The sequence below is a fragment of the Mesorhizobium captivum genome (genome assembly GCF_033977165.1).
GTDB lineage: Bacteria > Pseudomonadota > Alphaproteobacteria > Rhizobiales > Rhizobiaceae > Mesorhizobium > Mesorhizobium captivum.
This window is the reverse complement of record NZ_JAVIJB010000001.1, coordinates 328794-344239: the sequence shown is the minus strand read 5'-3', so window position 1 is coordinate 344239 and position 15446 is coordinate 328794. Positions and strand designations below refer to the sequence as shown.

The window sequence follows — 15446 nt, the reverse complement described above, 5'->3', positions numbered from 1 at the left end:
CTGCACTATCCCTATCTGGCAGTTATGCCATCGACAAAAACCAGAACTGCAACGGCCCGCCAGGGCGAGCTGTTTGGCACCGCCGAAAGTTTGCCGGAAGGTTTCCAGTACTACCCGGAGCTGATCACGCGCGACGAAGAATGCGAATTGGCCATTCGCATTGCGGGCCTGCCGTTCAAGCCCTTCGACTTCCATGGCCATCTTGCCAACAGGCAGGTCGTCGGCTTCGGCCTCCGTTACGACTATGATCGCAGCCAGGTCGTGGAGGCGGCGGCCATACCCGATTTCCTGCTCCGGCTCCGCGACAGGGTTGCGCGTCTGGCCCACCGGCCCGCGGCCGAGTTCGCGCAGCTGCTGATCAACGAGTATCGGCCGGGCGCCGGCATAGGCTGGCATCGCGACAAGCCGCAATTCGGGCTCATCGCCGGCGTTTCCCTGCTGGCGTCCTGCAGCTTCCGGCTACGCCGCAAGAATGGCGCGGGATGGGACCGGGAGACGATCGAGGTCGGACCGAGATCCGCTTATGTCCTGGACGGTCCGGCGCGGAACGAATGGGAACACAGCATTCCTCCGGTCGCGGAACATCGTTACTCGGTCACCTTTCGGACGTTGCGGCCTGGCTTATAATTGCCCGCCCGATTACGCGCCCGGCGCCGCTGCCGTCACCCTCCACACGGTATTGCCGACATCGTCGGCAATCAGCAGTGCGCCTGACTTGTCGACGGCCACGGCGACCGGCCGGCCCCTCGCCTCGCCCTTGTCGTTGAGGAAGCCTGTGACGATGTCCTGCGCCATGCCATTCGGATGGCCGCCGCTGAACGGCACGAAGACGACCTTGTAGCCATTGAAGCGGTCGCGATCCCAGCTGCCGTGCTCGCCGACGAAAGCGCCGCCGCGATAGGATTGCGGCAGGTTGGTTGCCGTATAGAAGGCAAGTCCCAGCGGCGCGACATGCGAGCTCAGCGCATAATCCGGCGGGATGGCCTTGGCCACCATGTCCGGCCGCTGCGGCATGACGCGCGGATCGACATGCTGGCCATAATAGCTGTAGGGCCAGCCGTAGAAGGCGCCGTCCCTCACCGATGTCATATAATCCGGCACAAGGTTGGGCCCGAGCTCGTCGCGTTCGTTGACCACTGTCCAAAGCGCCTTGCTCTCAGGCTCGAACGAAAGGCCGTTCGGGTTGCGCAGCCCGCTGGCGAAGATGCGTGAGCGTCCGGTCGCGCGGTCGACCTCCCAGATCGTGGCGCGATCCTTCTCGGCCTGGATGCCGTTCTCGGTGATGTTGCTGTTCGAGCCGACGCCGACATAGAGCAGCGAGCCATCGGGGCTGGCGACGAGGCTTTTCGTCCAATGGTGGTCGATCGGCCCGCCCGGCAGCTCTGTCAGCACCTTGCCCGGCGCGGTGATCCTGGTGTCGCCCGGCTGGTAAGGGTAGCGCACGATCGCATCCGTGTTGGCCACGTAAAGGTCGTTGCCGACCAGCGCCATGCCGAAGGGTGAGTTGAGATGGTCGAGGAATACGCCCTGGTATTCCGGCTTGCCGTCGCCGTTGGTGTCGCGCAGCAAGGTGATGCGGTTGCTCGGGCCCGTATCGCCGCCCGAGGTGACCCACGATTCGACCCAATTCATCACGATATCCTTCGGCCGTTTGACCGACGCTTCTTTCGGCGCCGTCGACTCCACGACCAGAATGTCGCCGTTGGGCAGCACATAGAGCGAGCGCGGATGCTGGAGACCCTTGGCCAGGGCCTGGATCTGCAGACCCTGCGCGACGGTCGGCCTCTCGTCATTCCTCCAGCCGACCACCGAGGCCAGATGCATCGGCGGGAACAGGTACTGGTTTATCTCCGGCAGTTTCGGATTTGGGCCGATCTGATCCTTGGGATCGGTGCTGTCATCGCTGCAACCCGCCGCGCCCAATGCGGCTGCGCACAACAGCGCTGTCGTTGTCCATCTGATGGAACCATCAAGTCGTCTCATCGGCCACTCCTACGTGATGGCGATAAGCCAGCGACCAGCCGAACCAGCCCGTGAACAGGAGGATGATCACCACAAGCGCAGAAAGGATCAGCCCCGTCGGCACCACGGATGTCCAGGCGTCGCGCGTGTGAACGAGCATGTTGAAGAAGGAGAGGACCAGCGCCACGAGATTGCCGGCCATGTGCAGCCAGGCGGTGGGCTGCTCGCGTATCTTGCGCCCCCAGAGGAAATCTATCAGTCCGGCGATCGCCGCCAGAATGCCGACGATGACGCCGACTGTGACAAGCCAGGCCGAGAAATTTGCCCATGTCATCTCGGCGGTTTGCCAGTAGACGATATCGGTCAGCAAAGTGCCGACAAAACAGGCTATCGGCACCGTAACCAGCATAGGATGGATCGGATGGCCGCCTATTCTTGCCGTTGATCTCGGATTTTCCATGCGGAAGCTCCTTTCCGCCAGATGCCGCCCGCAGACTCAACAAGGCATAGAGGCGAATGTTCCTCGAAACCGAAGCGTGGCGAGTTGCTGGGACTTCACTTGCTCGTGAGGACTCCTGGCCGCCCGCTGTTCTGGCCCAGCGAAAGGCCAGACGCCAATTTGCCGAGTAGCGATGCAACAGTGGGCCGCAGGCAACCTGTTCAAAGCTTGATGAGTTCTCTGGCCACGGCGATTTCCTCGTCGGCGGGAACGACAAGTACTTCGACCCTCGAATCCGGGGTGTTGATCAGCTCTTGGCCTTTCGCGTTCAACCCATCGTCGAGCGCGACACCCAGCCACGCGGCAGCTTCGCAGATCATTTGCCGGATTTGAGGTGCATGCTCGCCGATGCCCGCGGTGAACACGAGGGTGTCGAGCCCTCCAAGCGCGGCTGCGAGCGATCCGATCTCACGCCCGATACGGTAGACGAAGAGATCGATGGCACGACGTGCCGCGGCATCTTTCGACGCAAGCAGCGTCTGCATATCGCCGGAAATGCCGGATATCCCCAGCAAGCCGGAACGCTCGTAAAGCAATTCGGTCAATTGATCGGGCGATAGCTTCCGGTCCTGCAGGAGATGCAGGATCACGCCAGGATCGATGGCGCCGCAACGCGTGCTCATGAGAAGACCGTCGAGCGTCGAAAACCCCATGGTGGTGGCGGTGCTTGCCCCTGCCATCATGGCGCACAAGCTCGCTCCACTGCCGAGATGGGCGACGATGGCCCGGCCGCCGGCACCTGGGCCGTAGCGGTCACGGAGCTTCGCGGCGATATGGCTATAGGAGAGCCCGTGGAAGCCATAGGAGACGATGCCTTGGTCGGACATCTCATGCGGCAGGCCATAGATTTTGGCGAGTTCCGGCCGCGCCGCGTGAAAGGCCGTATCGAAACAGCCGACCTGCTTGGCTTCAGGCAGGATCCGGCTGGCCAGATCGACGATCTCGAGATTGATCGCCTGATGGATCGGGGCAAGCGGCTCAAGTCCATGCAGGGCATCGAGCGTGCGCGCATCGAGCGGGATCGCATGGGCAAATTCCCGACCACCATGCACGATCCGATGTCCGACTTTCCCGACCTGGCGCAAAAGACCGCGATCGGTGAGAAAGGACGCCATGGCTTCGAATGCCTTGGCAATATCGATCGGCCCCTCTCCCAAGCTCCTGTCGATCTCGGGCGAGACAGCCGTCGGCGCGACGTGCAGTCGTGGCCGGCGCCCGATCGATGAAACGCTGCCGCGCACCAAAAGGTGAAGGTCGTCGCGCTCCTGAAACACCGCGAACTTCAGGCTTGAGGAGCCGCCGTTGAGGACGAGGATTGCACCGGTCATGGCCGGCCGGCCCCTGCCACTTTTGCGGCGCTCGTCCTGGCGGCCTGGCGCTTCGGCATCGACGACTGCTCCCATTTCCAGCCGAGAATCTCCGGCATGTCCTGCCCATGCTCGCGGATATAGGCGTGGTGTTCGATCAGCTTGCCTTCCATGGCCTGTTTGAGGTCGACATGGGCGCCGGTTGGCCCGGGAAGACGTTCGATGACACCCAGTACGAGATGGTAGCGGTCGAGGCCGTTCAGGACGGTCATGTCGAAGGGCGTGGTTGTCGTCCCTTCCTCATTGTAGCCGCGCACGTGGATGTTGTCGTGGTTGGTCCGCCGATAGGTCAGGCGATGGACGGTCCATGGATAGCCATGGTAGGCGAAGATGACGGGCTTGCCCGTGGTGAACAGCGCGTCGAACTCGCGATCCGACAGCCCGTGCGGATGATGTTCCTTTGCCTGCAAGGTCATCAGGTCGACGATGTTGACCACCCGGATCCGCAGTTCCGGAATGGCGCGTATCAGAATCTGGACGGCGGCCAGGGTCTCGAGCGTCGGCACGTCGCCGGCGCAGGCCATGACCACGTCCGGTTCGGCCCCGCGCTCGGTCGATGCCCACTCCCATATGCCGATGCCGGCGCTGCAGTGAACTTTCGCCTCGTCGATGGAGAGCCACTGCCAGGAATTGGCTTTGCCCGCGACGATGACGTTGATGCGGTTCCATGTCCGCAGCACATGGTCCGTCACGCAGAGCAGGCTGTTGGCATCCGCCGGCAGATAGACGCGCACGACATCGGCCTTCTTGTTCAAAGCCACGTCGATAAAGCCTGGATCCTGATGGCTGAACCCATTGTGCTCCTGCTGCCAGACGTGGCTCGACAACAGGTAGTTCAGCGAAGCGATCGGTCGTCGCCAGGGAAGCTTGCCGCAAGCGTCCAACCATTTCGCATGCTGGTTGAACATGGAGTCCACGATATGCGTGAAGGCCTCGTAGCAGGAAAAGAAGCCGTGCCGGCCGGTCAGCAGATAGCCTTCCAACCAGCCCTGACAGGTGTGCTCGGATAGGATCTCCAGAACCCTGCCCTGCCTGCCGAGGTGCACATCCTCGGGCAGGATCTCTTCCATCCAGGCGCGTTCGGTCACCTCGAAGACATCCTGAAGCCGGTTCGAGGCCGTCTCGTCGGGACCAGCGATGCGGAAATTCCTCGCGCTTTGGTTCAACGCCATGACGTCGCGCAGGAAGTTGCCCATCACACGGGTCGATTCCGCCTTGACGCCTCCGGGGTGCTTGACCGGGACGGCGTGCTCGAGCAAATCCGGCAGATCGAGAGACCGGCGCAGCAGACCGCCATTAGCATGCGGATTGGCGCCCATGCGTCTGGCGCCGTCCGGCGCGGTGGCGCGGATCGTGGACACCGGAGCGCCCGCGGCATCGAAGAGTTCTTCGGGCCGGTAGCTCCTGAGCCATTCCTCGAGCATCTTCAGATGCGCCGGATTTTCCGCGAGACCGGAGAGCGGGACCTGGTGGGCGCGCCAGAAACCCTCGGTCTTCAGGCCGTCGACCTCCTTGGGGCCGGTCCAGCCCTTCGGGCTTCGCAGCACGATCATCGGCCATTTCGGCCGGGACGGCAGAGCCTCCGCGCCGTTTCGAGCTGCGTCCTGGATCGCCTCGATGCGGTCCAGCGCATCGTCGAGCACGGCGGCCATCCGCTCATGCATCCAGGCCGGATCATCGCCCTCGACGAACAGCGGCTCATAACCATAGCCGACGAATAGCGCTCGCAGCTCTTCTTCTGGGATGCGGGCCAGAATGGTGGGATTGGCGATCTTGTAGCCGTTGAGATGCAGGATCGGCAGCACCGCCCCGTCAAAGGCCGGATTGAGAAACTTGTTGGAGTGCCAGGACGTGGCGAGCGGCCCGGTTTCCGCCTCGCCGTCGCCGACGACGCAGGCGACGATAAGATCGGGATTGTCGAAGGCGGCGCCAAAAGCATGCGAGAGCGCATAGCCAAGTTCGCCGCCTTCATGGATCGAGCCGGGCACATCGGGCGCCGCATGGCTTGGGATGCCGCCGGGAAAGGAGAACTGCCGGAAGAGCTTCCTCATTCCGGCCTCGTCCAATTGGATATCCGGATTGATCTCGCTGTAGGTGCCCTCGAGGTAGGTGTTTGCAACCATCGCAGGTCCGCCATGACCGGGACCGCAGAGGTAGATGACATTTGCATCGCGCTGTCTGATTGCGCGGTTGAGATGCGTATAGATGAAGCTGAGCCCCGGCGAGGTCCCCCAATGGCCGAGCAGCCTCGGCTTGACATGCTCCAGCCGAAGCGGTTCGCGAAGCAGCGGATTGTCGAGCAAGTAGATCTGCCCGATGGTCAGGTAGTTGGCGGCACGCCAGTAGGCATCGATGTCCTGCATCTGCTGCTCGGACAGGCGTTTGGCGCTGGGTTTCTCGGCCATCTCTCAATCCTTCGCTGGTTCCAAGCCAACCTTCGGCTGAAGCACAACGCGTCGGTGCCCGCACCGGTTCATGCCGGCCGCTACGAAGGCTGGCCGCCACAATTCTACCCGGCAAACGCGAGCGGGCTTTGATCCATCGCAAATGCCCGGCCTCATCGGGCCGTGGCCTTAAAGCGCGTCGCGCTGAAACGAATTCAGGCGACGCGCATCAAGCCTTTGTTGTGATGCATGTCGTTGTCCCAGAACCGCTGCACGCTTCTGGGCGACATGCATTAAGTTCGCAAGCGAAGCAGTCGGGCTGTTTCTAGTTCTGGCAAGCCGGTCGGGTCAGCGGCTCGAAAGGCCGAATTTGGTGGAACGTTATCGGCGAGGAGTTCGTTCCCTCATCGACATCGAGCGGCGGGCTTTGCAAAGCGATAGGAGATTGCCATGAAAGTCGGCAACTGCATGACGAGGGACGTCAAAATCGCAAATCCCGACCAGCCAATTCGAGACGTGGCGCAGATGATGGCCAGCCTCGACGCCGGCGTGATGCCTGTTGGCGACAACGACCGGCTGGTCGGCATGATCACCGACCGCGACATCGTGGTCCGCGGCGTAGCGCTGGGCAACGGGCCTGACACCAAGGTGCGCGACGTCATGAGCGTCGGAGAGGTCAGATATTGCTTCGATGACGAAGACATCGAGCATGTACTTGCGAATATGGGCAACTTGCAGGTGCGCCGACTTCCCGTTCTCAATCGAGACAAACGGCTTGTCGGGATCATCTCCCTTGGCGACCTCGCAAAGAGCGGAGAAGCGGCAGAGGCTGGAGAGGCTTTGGGCAGCATATCGGTACCTGGCGGGGAACATTCGCAAACTGCCCATTGATCCAGGAATGTCGGATCGCCGGAACGTCAGGCCTTCGCGGGGCGTTGGCCGTCGCTGGGTGCCATCCAGTCGCCTACGCCCCGACGCTCTCGGGCCACAACGCCTTGACGTCCTTGGGCAGGCTATCGCGCACCTTCGCCGACTGCCCCAAATCGATGTGATGGGCAACTGCCTTGAATACCGTCCTGGCCGCGTCGTTGACGTTTACCGGTCGTCCGGACTCCAAGCCTTCGGCGATGGTGTTGAAGAACTCTTCGACCGAGCGATTCCGGTTCGGCAAATTGGACGGCTGGTATTGGTCGTAATACGCACCGCGGATCAGGAGCGGTAGCTCCGCGCCCAGATTGGCTCCCAGTTCCGCGGGCAGCCTGTCGCGTAAAGCACGCAGAACCACACCAAGCGCGTGCCATGCAAGTTGCCGATCCGGGCCGAGGTCATCCATGATCTCGTTCAACCAGATATTGGTGATCTGGACTGTTTTGTCGAAAACCTCGAGGCCATTTGCGCTCATCTTAATCTCCCAAACAAAAGCGCCCCACGCATCCCTGCTTTGGTTGGAACGTTCGGCTGAGGCTATTGTTTCGTCCATCCGGCCGATTGCCTGAACTCTGTGCAAATTGATTGTGGGAAGGCGCTCGCCGATAGCGCGGTCAGACAGCCAGGCAGTAGCGAAGACCCAACCTTCGGAGTGAGATGCGGACGTAATTTTTGGGTTAAGGATCAATTGCTTCCCTGACGCGTTGACACCTTTTAAGGACGCGGATCGGCCGTCCCCCAGCCGAGAAAGGAGAAGGCGATGCCGGACAAGAAAACCATCGAGAAGGCGCGACAGGACAAGCGTGAAGGCAAGTCGCCGAGCACGCAAGCGGGCGAGTTCGTGCGCGAGGAGATCGACGAGATTCGCCGCGGCAAGCACGGCGCGCGCTCCACAAAGCAAGCGATAGCCATCGGCCTTTCGGAAGCGCGCCGCGCCGGGGTCGACTTGCCCCCGCCAAAGAAGGGCAAGGTCAAGGAGAGCACGCGCAAAAGCGCTGAATACGCACACGAAGTCGGCCAGGGCGAACGCAAACCCAAGCGCCGGCCGAAGGTTTCGAAGGCCGTGTCCGAGGTCCTTCAGGATGAACCAAAAGCAGCGCATCTCATGAGGCGCTGTCGCGGCAAACCAAAAGAGCGGCTTCGCGACGGACTGCCGGTGAGCGATCGGCCGCTGCTAAAAAAGCTGCCGCGACGAAAGGCGCAGCCGGGCGCTCGGCGGCCGCACGGAAAGCTGTGGAGACCAAGGGCGCTCAGGGCAGGAAGCAAGCGGCCAAGAAGGCAGCCAGAACCCGCGCGAGCCGCAGCTAGCTCCCGGCCATCCAGATACGCCTTCACGGACGATCCTGTCGGCGGTGCTTGGCGCCATCGAACAAAAAGGGACGCTTCTGCGGAACAAGTGGCAGAGACTTCAGTTATTCTGTCCATCGAATGGTGCTCGGCACAAAGTGTCGCGATATCTGGATTTGGGGAGACTTCTGATGGAAGATGCCGAAGCACGCGCCTCGAACGGCGCGAGCCTTTCAGAACGCCTGAATGACCGCAACATCGGGCCCAAACAAAGAAACATGCCGCCGACCGTAAAATCCGCGCCGCCTCACAGGGTAAGCTCTTGCCGCACATGATGAGATCAAGTGTTCTCCTTCGGCAAATCTAGGCGAACGCTGTCGCTATTCTGGATATTCGCGGCTCTGTCCGGCTGCGCGGGAGGCGTGCTTGACCCGCAAGGCCCGATCGGCGCGGGCAATCGCACGATCCTCTTGAACTCGCTGGCGGTCATGCTGGTCATCGTCATTCCGACCCTGGTGGCGCTGCTTTTATTTGCCTGGATGTTCCGCGCCTCCAACCGCAACGCCCGCTACGATCCGGAATTCACCTATTCGGGACGGATCGAGTTGATCGTCTGGTCCATTCCTACCCTCACCATCCTCTTCCTTGGCGGGCTGATCTATTACGGCTCCTACCATCTCGATCCGCGCAAGCCGATCGCCCCCAACCAAACGCCTCTCGATGTCCAGGTGGTGGCGCTCGACTGGAAATGGTTGTTCCTCTATCCCGATCAGGGCGTCGGAACGGTCAATCAGCTGGTCATTCCGGCCGGCGTGCCGGTGCGCTTCAAGCTGACCTCGGCCAGTGTGATGAACACGTTCTTCGTGCCGCAGCTCGGCAGCATGGTCTATGTCATGAACGGCATGCAGACCGAAGTTAACCTGCAGGCCGACCGTGAGGGCGACTATTTCGGCCTGTCGGCGCATTTCAGCGGCGACGGCTTTTCGGACATGAATTTCCGCGTGAGGGCGATCCCGGCCGACGCCTTCGCCAGCTGGGCCTCGTCGCTCCATGGCGGCGGCGGCGTGCTCAACGCCAGCGCCTATCGCGAGCTCGCTCGACAGAGCATCAATGTGCCGCCGGCCTCGTTCGGCCACGTGCAGCCCGGCCTGTTCGACGCGATCGTGCGGCAGACGCTGCCGCCAGGTCCCGGACCCGCCGAAACCGCCGCCGGCGAGCCACAGGTGAGCCCGAAGGCTGTGCCGAAGGCGGGAACGCCACCCGAGGCCCAACAGCCCAAGGTGGGAGGATGACGATGCTCGGCAAGCTCGACTGGTCGGCCATTCCCTTCGATCAGCCCATTCCGCTCGGCGCGGCCCTCATGGTCTTCCTGGCGGCCGCCGCGGTGCTGATCTGGATAACGATGAAAGGACACTGGCCCTATCTCTGGCGCGAGTGGATAACCTCGGTCGACCACAAGCGCATCGGCGTCATGTATATCGTGCTGGCGGCGCTGATGCTGCTGCGCGGCTTCGTCGACGCCGTCATGATGCGGACGCAGCAGGTGATGGCTATCCACGGGCCCGGCTACCTGCCGCCGGAGCATTACGACCAGGTGTTTTCGGCGCACGGCACAATCATGATCTTCTTCGCCGCGATGCCGTTTGTGATCGGGCTGATGAATTTCGCCGTGCCGCTGCAGCTCGGCATCCGCGACGTCGCCTTCCCGACGCTGAATTCGGTCAGCTTCTGGCTGACGGCAACCGGCGCCCTCCTGGTTAACGTCTCGCTTGTCGTCGGCGAGTTCGCGCGCACCGGCTGGCTGCCCTATGCGCCGCTGTCGGAGACGGCTTATTCTCCGGGCGTTGGCGTCGATTACTACCTCTGGTCGATCCAGATTTCCGGCGTCGGCACATTGCTCACCGGCGTGAACCTGGTGACGACCATCCTGAAGATGCGGGCGCCTGGCATGGGATATCTGCGCATGCCGATGTTCTGCTGGACCTCGCTCGCCTCCAACCTGCTGATCGTCGCGGCCTTCCCGATCCTGACCGCAACGCTCGCCATGCTCACGCTGGACCGTTATCTCGGCTTCCACTTCTTCACCAACGAAGCCGGCGGCAACCAGATGATGTTCGTGAACCTCATCTGGGCGTGGGGCCATCCCGAGGTCTATATCCTCGTGCTGCCGGCTTTCGGAATCTATTCTGAGATCTTCTCGACCTTTTCGTCGAAGCCGCTGTTCGGCTATCGCTCGATGGTGGCGGCTACGCTTTTCATCTGCATCGTCTCCTTCATGGTCTGGCTGCACCATTTCTTCACCATGGGCGCCGGCGCCGACGTCAACGCCGCCTTCGGCATCGCCACCTCGGTCATCGCCGTCGGCACCGGGGTCAAGATCTACAACTGGCTTTTCACCATGTATGGCGGGCGCGTGCGCTTCGACACGCCGATGCTGTGGGCGCTGGCCTTTGTCACCACCTTCATCATCGGCGGCATGACCGGCGTGCTGCTTGCGGTTCCGCCGGCCGATTTCATGCTGCACAATTCGCTCTTCCTCGTGGCGCATTTCCACAACGTCATCATTTCGGGTGTGCTGTTCGCCGCCTTCGCCGGCTTTACCTACTGGTTCCCGAAAGCCTTCGGCTTCCGACTGCATGAAGGCTGGGGCAAGGCGGCGTTCTGGTTCACGCTTGCCGGCTATATGCTGGTCTTCGTGCCGCTCTATATCGTCGGCCTGCTCGGCATGACGCGCCGCCTCCAGCATATCGATATGGACCTCTGGACTCCGTGGCTGTTAGTGGCGGCCTTCGGCATTGCGGTGATGATCGTCGGCGCCGCGTGCCAGGTGGCGCAGCTCATCGTCTCGATCAGGCATCGCGACGAGCTGCGCGACGAGACGGGCGACCCCTGGGACGGGCGTTCGCTGGAATGGTCGACGTCCTCCCCGCCGCCCTTCTTCAACTATGCGCATCTGCCGCATGTCGAGGACGAAGAGCCCTACTGGACCGTCAAGCAGCGGGCGCTGGACGGCCAAGGCCCGGATGAAGAAGAAAGCTATGAGCCGGTCGAGATGCCGCGCAACAGCCCGACGGGTTTCATTACCGCCTTCTTCGCCACGCTGATCGGCTTCGCGCTGATCTGGCATATCTGGTGGCTGGCGATCGTCGGCTTCATCGGCGCCTACGCCACCTTCGTCGTCTTCGCCTGGCGCGAGCATGGCGACTACGAGATTCCCGCGGAAGAGGTCGAGCGCATCGACCGCGACGGCAAAGCCGCGCAGCTTGCCTGGATGCGCAGACGGGAGCGCGTGGCATGAGCGACATCGCGGCTGGCAGCGCGGTGCGCGAACCGTATCGGCCCCGACAGCACGACACGCACGGCCATGGCCTGTTCTCGGCGACCGGCCACGGCCAGGGTGGCCCGGCCTCGAAATTCGTCACGGTGGCCTACGGCTTCTGGATTTTCCTATTGTCCGACATCATCATGTTCTCGGCCTTCTTTGCCGGCTTTGCCGTCCTGTCCAAGGCGACGGCCGGCGGACCGACCGGCAAGGATCTGTTCGAGCTCACGCGCATTGCGGCCCAGACCGGCCTTCTGCTTACCTCGAGCTTCACCGGGGGCCTGGCGACGCTCGCAATCCACCGCAGGTCGATGGCGGGCACGCAGTTCTGGCTGCTTGTCACCGGCCTGCTCGGGGCGGGCTTCCTGTTCCTGGAAGTGCAGGAGTTCGCCGCGATGGTCGCCGAGCAGGCAGGCCCCTCGCGCAGCGCCTTCCTTTCCGCTTTCTTCGCCCTCGTCGGCTGCCACGGCAGCCATGTGGGGCTCGGCCTGCTCTGGCTCGGCACCATGATGGCGCAGCTTTGGGTGAAAGGCTTCCGGCAGGAGATATTGCGGCGGCTCCACTGCTTCGGCCTGTTCTGGCACGCGCTCGACATCATCTGGATCGCCATCTTCACCCTGGTCTATCTCCTGGGAGTATCGCCATGAGCGACATCGAAAGCCGGATTGAAGAGGAGCTCGACCGCCGCGATTCAGCGCCGGGCGAGGAGCGCATCACCGAGCACGAGCTGGCGGGAGGGCTGCAGGGCTATCTGCTCGGCTTCGGCCTGGCGATCCTTTTGACGATCGCGTCCTTCCTCGCCGCACAAACCGACCTGATCTATCAGCCGGCGGTGATCTCGGCCCTGGTGGTGCTCGCCATTGCGCAGATGGGCGTGCATCTCGTCTTCTTCCTGCACCTGACAACCGGACCCGACAACACCAACAATGTGCTTGCGCTCGCCTTCGGCGTGCTGATCGTCGCGCTCGTTGTGATCGGCTCGGTCTGGATCATGACGCATCTCGGTCAGAACATGGCTCCGATGAGCGCCCACCAGGCCGAAATGATGCCTTAGCTGAGATCGCGCCGTGGTGTTTTGCAGAGCGGCCAACTTCGTCAGTTGGCCGTTCGCAGGCGCTATCAGTTTTTGACGACCATATCGCCGAGCAGGCGCAGCCCGGTTTCGTATTTTTCCGGCGATACGCCTGCATGATGCGCCTGCCGCAGATTGTCCGTCAGATCCGCTTCCTTGACGCGCCTCGCCAGCGGATCGGAAGCCGCGCGGCAAATGAAACCCTGCTCACTATCGTCGAGCCGTCTCGTCAGGGCGTCGACCGCCGCCACGACGGGAAGGCTGAAGCCTGCCGCCTCCAGCCGATCGAGAGTCCAGCCCTCTCCTTTCTCCACCACGTCGTGCAGATAGGCGACGGTCTTTTCGTCGAGCGTCTCGACCGCGTTGGCGACGCGCCTGACATGTTCGATATAGGGTTGGCCGGTCTTGTCTTTCTGGCCGCGATGAGCTTCTTCAGCGATCTTGGCCGCGCGATAGAGCATGATCTTTCCCAGTGCTGACTTCAGAGCCCGCCTCGAGAGGGCGGCCGGGGCCGGCTTTGCTCGGGCTTGATGCTCGGCTTGCCGGCGCGCTGTTCGCAGGGGAGCGAGAACTGCGCGCCATGCTTTACGAACATTGGCAGCGCATGAATGTTCCCGCCCATAAGCGATTTTCGCCTTCGGCCTGACGACCAGGCAGCGAACGGACGGGAACGCTCGAAGCTTGAGCCCGATAGGTCCTGCGTACCGTAGGGACAAAGCATGTCGTGAGATCGTTCCGAGCGAACATTTCGCTCGCAAGACCGTTTACGGATATGGCCGGCGCACAAACCTCGTCATCAAACACTCGACCGCAGTCAGGATGCGTTACAGTGTTCGGCGGTTCTGGCTTTCTTGGGCGAAGAATCGTCAAGCACCTCTTGAACCACGGGCTTGTCGTGCGCTCGGCTTCCCGCCATCCCGCACGTGCGGGACGGAAGCAGGCTCATCACGAGCTCTTTAGCGCGGTCAAAGCCGACATCCTCGACCGAAGCCAAATTGCCGCGGCCGTTTCGGATGCAAGCACGGTCGTCAACGCAGTCAGCCTCTATTCCGAACATAGAGGCGTTACTTTCGAGCGCGTCCATGTCGAGGCAGCTTCCCAATTGGCGGACGCGGCGCGGCGAGCCGGCGCCGAACGATACATCCAGATATCCGGCATAGGTTCCGACTCACGCTCGCGGTCCAGTTACATCAAGGCGCGGGGGCAAGGTGAAGAGGCCGTCGACGTCGGATTTCCGGGCGCGACCATCATCCGCCCCGCGGTGATGACCGGACGGGACGACGCCTTTTTGACGACGATCACGAGATTGTTGCGCATCCTTCCTGCATATCCGCTGTTCGGCAACGGCGACACCCGTCTCCAGCCGGCATTCGTTGAAGACGTTGCGGAAGCCATTGCGCGCATCGCGTCCGCAGGTGCCGACGCCCATGCTCGTCTGTTCGAGTTCGGTGGGCCGCGTGTCTACACCTATCGAGACCTGGTGCTGGAAGTTGCCCGGCTGCTTGGCATCAGGACACGATTGGTGCCCGTTCCGTTTGTCTTTTGGCACGCACTCGCCACTTTCGGCGAGTTCGTCCCCGGCGTGCCGCTGACGCGCAACCAGGTCGAGCTCATGCAGATCGACAATATTGCGGATACTCAACTGCCGGGATTCCGCGATCTCGGGATAGAGCCTCATGACATCGATCAGGTGTTGCGATCGGCCTGAGAGCAGCCCTGATGAGAACTGATTTCCAAAGGAGTATGACCATGGCCAGATGCGACCAGTGCGGCAACGACTACGACAAGTCCTTTCAGCTACATCTGGGAGGAGAAACCTACACATTCGACAGCTTCGAATGCGCGATCCAGAAGCTCGCGCCTATCTGTCCCCATTGCCAGGTCCGCATCATTGGGCATGGCGTCGAGCAAGGTGACGTCATCTACTGTTGCGTCCACTGCGCGGAGCAGGAAGGCGCTGATGCGCTTACCGATCGCGCTCCTTGAGTGGCCGATGACGCAGACTGGCAGTTCCGCAATGCGAGTGCGCGCGGCGGCATTTTTGCGTCGCCCCCGGTTGCATGAGCCATGACTTAGCTGAATGGCCGGTCCAGATTTGTCGGAACCTTTTTTGCCGCAGGTTCATTGGGCGTTGATCAGCGCTTCAGCGAGCGCACCAATTTTTCCGGGAGAACGCTATGAAAGTGCAAGAGTGTATGACCAGGAACGTGCGGATTGCGACACTGGAAGCAAGTCTGCGTGATGTTGCCCAAGCGATGGCCGTTCTAGACGCGGGGCTGATCCCCGTTGCCGACAACGGCCGATTGGTCGGCATCGTGACTGACCGGGATATCGCCATCCGGGGCATCGCCGCGGGAATGGAACCTGACACTCCCGTGCGCGATGTCATGTCGACTGACGTCAAATATTGCTTCGAGGATGAGGAAGTCGGTGCCGTCCTTCAGGATATGGGCGATATCCAGGTGCGGCGCTTTCTGGTGCTCAACAGGGACAAACGGTTGGTGGGCATCGTCTCGCTCGGCGACCTCGTCGGAAACGGCGAAACGACCCATGCTGGAAAAGCGCTTGAAGGCATCTCTCAAACTGGCGGTCAACACTCGCAAGCAGCAGCTCACTGACAGCGCCA

At 62.0% G+C, this 15446-nt stretch carries 16 protein-coding genes; 10 read left to right on the top strand and 6 right to left on the bottom strand.

Going from position 1 to position 15446, the window contains the following annotated elements:
• The first annotated feature begins 24 nt into the window (after nucleotides 1–24).
• Complete coding sequence (locus RFM40_RS01620; protein ID WP_320277047.1) at nucleotides 25–627, top strand: alpha-ketoglutarate-dependent dioxygenase AlkB; 603 nt, start codon at nucleotides 25–27, stop codon at nucleotides 625–627.
• Between the two features lie 12 nt (nucleotides 628–639).
• On the opposite strand, the gene RFM40_RS01615 is transcribed toward RFM40_RS01620, so the two are convergent.
• The 4 genes from RFM40_RS01615 to RFM40_RS01600 form a co-directional block, all read right to left on the bottom strand.
• The gene (locus RFM40_RS01615) at nucleotides 640–1983 is read right to left on the bottom strand and encodes a PQQ-dependent sugar dehydrogenase (RefSeq protein WP_320277022.1); all 1344 of its coding nucleotides are present in this window, start codon (nucleotides 1981–1983) and stop codon (nucleotides 640–642) included.
• Complete coding sequence (locus RFM40_RS01610) at nucleotides 1970–2422, bottom strand: DUF2231 domain-containing protein (RefSeq protein WP_320277021.1); 453 nt, start codon at nucleotides 2420–2422, stop codon at nucleotides 1970–1972. Before RFM40_RS01610 ends, RFM40_RS01615 begins: the two co-directional genes overlap by 14 nt.
• 200 nt (nucleotides 2423–2622) lie before the next feature.
• The gene (locus tag RFM40_RS01605) at nucleotides 2623–3789 is read right to left on the bottom strand and encodes an acetate/propionate family kinase (protein WP_320224940.1); all 1167 of its coding nucleotides are present in this window, start codon (nucleotides 3787–3789) and stop codon (nucleotides 2623–2625) included.
• The gene (locus tag RFM40_RS01600) at nucleotides 3786–6233 is read right to left on the bottom strand and encodes a phosphoketolase family protein (RefSeq protein WP_320224939.1); all 2448 of its coding nucleotides are present in this window, start codon (nucleotides 6231–6233) and stop codon (nucleotides 3786–3788) included. Before RFM40_RS01600 ends, RFM40_RS01605 begins: the two co-directional genes overlap by 4 nt.
• A 429-nt stretch (nucleotides 6234–6662) precedes the next feature.
• Here RFM40_RS01600 and RFM40_RS01595 point away from each other — a divergent pair, with 429 nt between their 5' ends.
• Nucleotides 6663–7103, top strand: a complete 441-nt coding sequence (locus tag RFM40_RS01595) for a CBS domain-containing protein (protein ID WP_320224938.1) — start codon at nucleotides 6663–6665, stop codon at nucleotides 7101–7103.
• 73 nt (nucleotides 7104–7176) lie between these two features.
• Here RFM40_RS01595 and RFM40_RS01590 read toward each other — a convergent pair whose 3' ends face one another.
• A complete protein-coding gene (locus RFM40_RS01590) occupies nucleotides 7177–7614 on the bottom strand; it encodes a DUF2267 domain-containing protein (protein ID WP_320224937.1) in 438 nt (145 codons plus the stop codon).
• 285 nt (nucleotides 7615–7899) lie between these two features.
• Between RFM40_RS01590 and RFM40_RS01585 the strand changes: the two genes are divergently transcribed.
• The 5 genes from RFM40_RS01585 (at nucleotide 7900) to cyoD (ending at nucleotide 12802) form a co-directional block, all read left to right on the top strand.
• The gene (locus tag RFM40_RS01585) at nucleotides 7900–8676 is read left to right on the top strand and encodes a DUF6496 domain-containing protein (RefSeq protein ID WP_320277020.1); all 777 of its coding nucleotides are present in this window, start codon (nucleotides 7900–7902) and stop codon (nucleotides 8674–8676) included.
• A gap of 94 nt (nucleotides 8677–8770) precedes the next feature.
• The gene (cyoA, locus tag RFM40_RS01580) at nucleotides 8771–9718 is read left to right on the top strand and encodes a ubiquinol oxidase subunit II (protein ID WP_320277019.1); all 948 of its coding nucleotides are present in this window, start codon (nucleotides 8771–8773) and stop codon (nucleotides 9716–9718) included.
• A 2-nt stretch (nucleotides 9719–9720) separates the two neighbouring features.
• Nucleotides 9721–11724, top strand: coding sequence for a cytochrome o ubiquinol oxidase subunit I (gene cyoB / locus RFM40_RS01575; protein WP_320277018.1), 2004 nt, complete (start codon nucleotides 9721–9723; stop codon nucleotides 11722–11724).
• A complete protein-coding gene (locus tag RFM40_RS01570; protein WP_320224935.1) occupies nucleotides 11721–12395 on the top strand; it encodes a cytochrome (ubi)quinol oxidase subunit III in 675 nt (224 codons plus the stop codon). Before cyoB ends, RFM40_RS01570 begins: the two co-directional genes overlap by 4 nt.
• Nucleotides 12392–12802 (top strand): cytochrome o ubiquinol oxidase subunit IV, encoded by a 411-nt coding sequence (cyoD, locus tag RFM40_RS01565; RefSeq protein ID WP_320219785.1) that lies wholly within the window; start codon nucleotides 12392–12394, stop codon nucleotides 12800–12802. The genes RFM40_RS01570 and cyoD overlap by 4 nt, the downstream gene beginning before the upstream one ends.
• A gap of 65 nt (nucleotides 12803–12867) precedes the next feature.
• Here cyoD and RFM40_RS01560 read toward each other — a convergent pair whose 3' ends face one another.
• Entirely contained in the window at nucleotides 12868–13281 is a 414-nt protein-coding gene (locus RFM40_RS01560) for an HD domain-containing protein (protein WP_320224934.1), read from the bottom strand.
• Between the two features lie 368 nt (nucleotides 13282–13649).
• Here RFM40_RS01560 and RFM40_RS01555 point away from each other — a divergent pair, with 368 nt between their 5' ends.
• The 3 genes from RFM40_RS01555 (at nucleotide 13650) to RFM40_RS01545 (ending at nucleotide 15438) form a co-directional block, all read left to right on the top strand.
• Nucleotides 13650–14528 carry a complex I NDUFA9 subunit family protein gene (locus RFM40_RS01555; RefSeq protein ID WP_320277017.1) on the top strand — a complete coding sequence of 293 codons (879 nt, stop codon included), beginning with the start codon at nucleotides 13650–13652 and terminating at the stop codon, nucleotides 14526–14528.
• 41 nt (nucleotides 14529–14569) lie between these two features.
• Nucleotides 14570–14806: a hypothetical protein gene (locus RFM40_RS01550; protein ID WP_059184572.1), complete on the top strand. Its 237-nt coding sequence runs from the start codon at nucleotides 14570–14572 to the stop codon at nucleotides 14804–14806.
• Nucleotides 14807–14997: 191 nt separating this feature from the next.
• Nucleotides 14998–15438 carry a CBS domain-containing protein gene (locus RFM40_RS01545; protein ID WP_320224932.1) on the top strand — a complete coding sequence of 147 codons (441 nt, stop codon included), beginning with the start codon at nucleotides 14998–15000 and terminating at the stop codon, nucleotides 15436–15438.
• Nucleotides 15439–15446 lie beyond the last annotated feature (8 nt).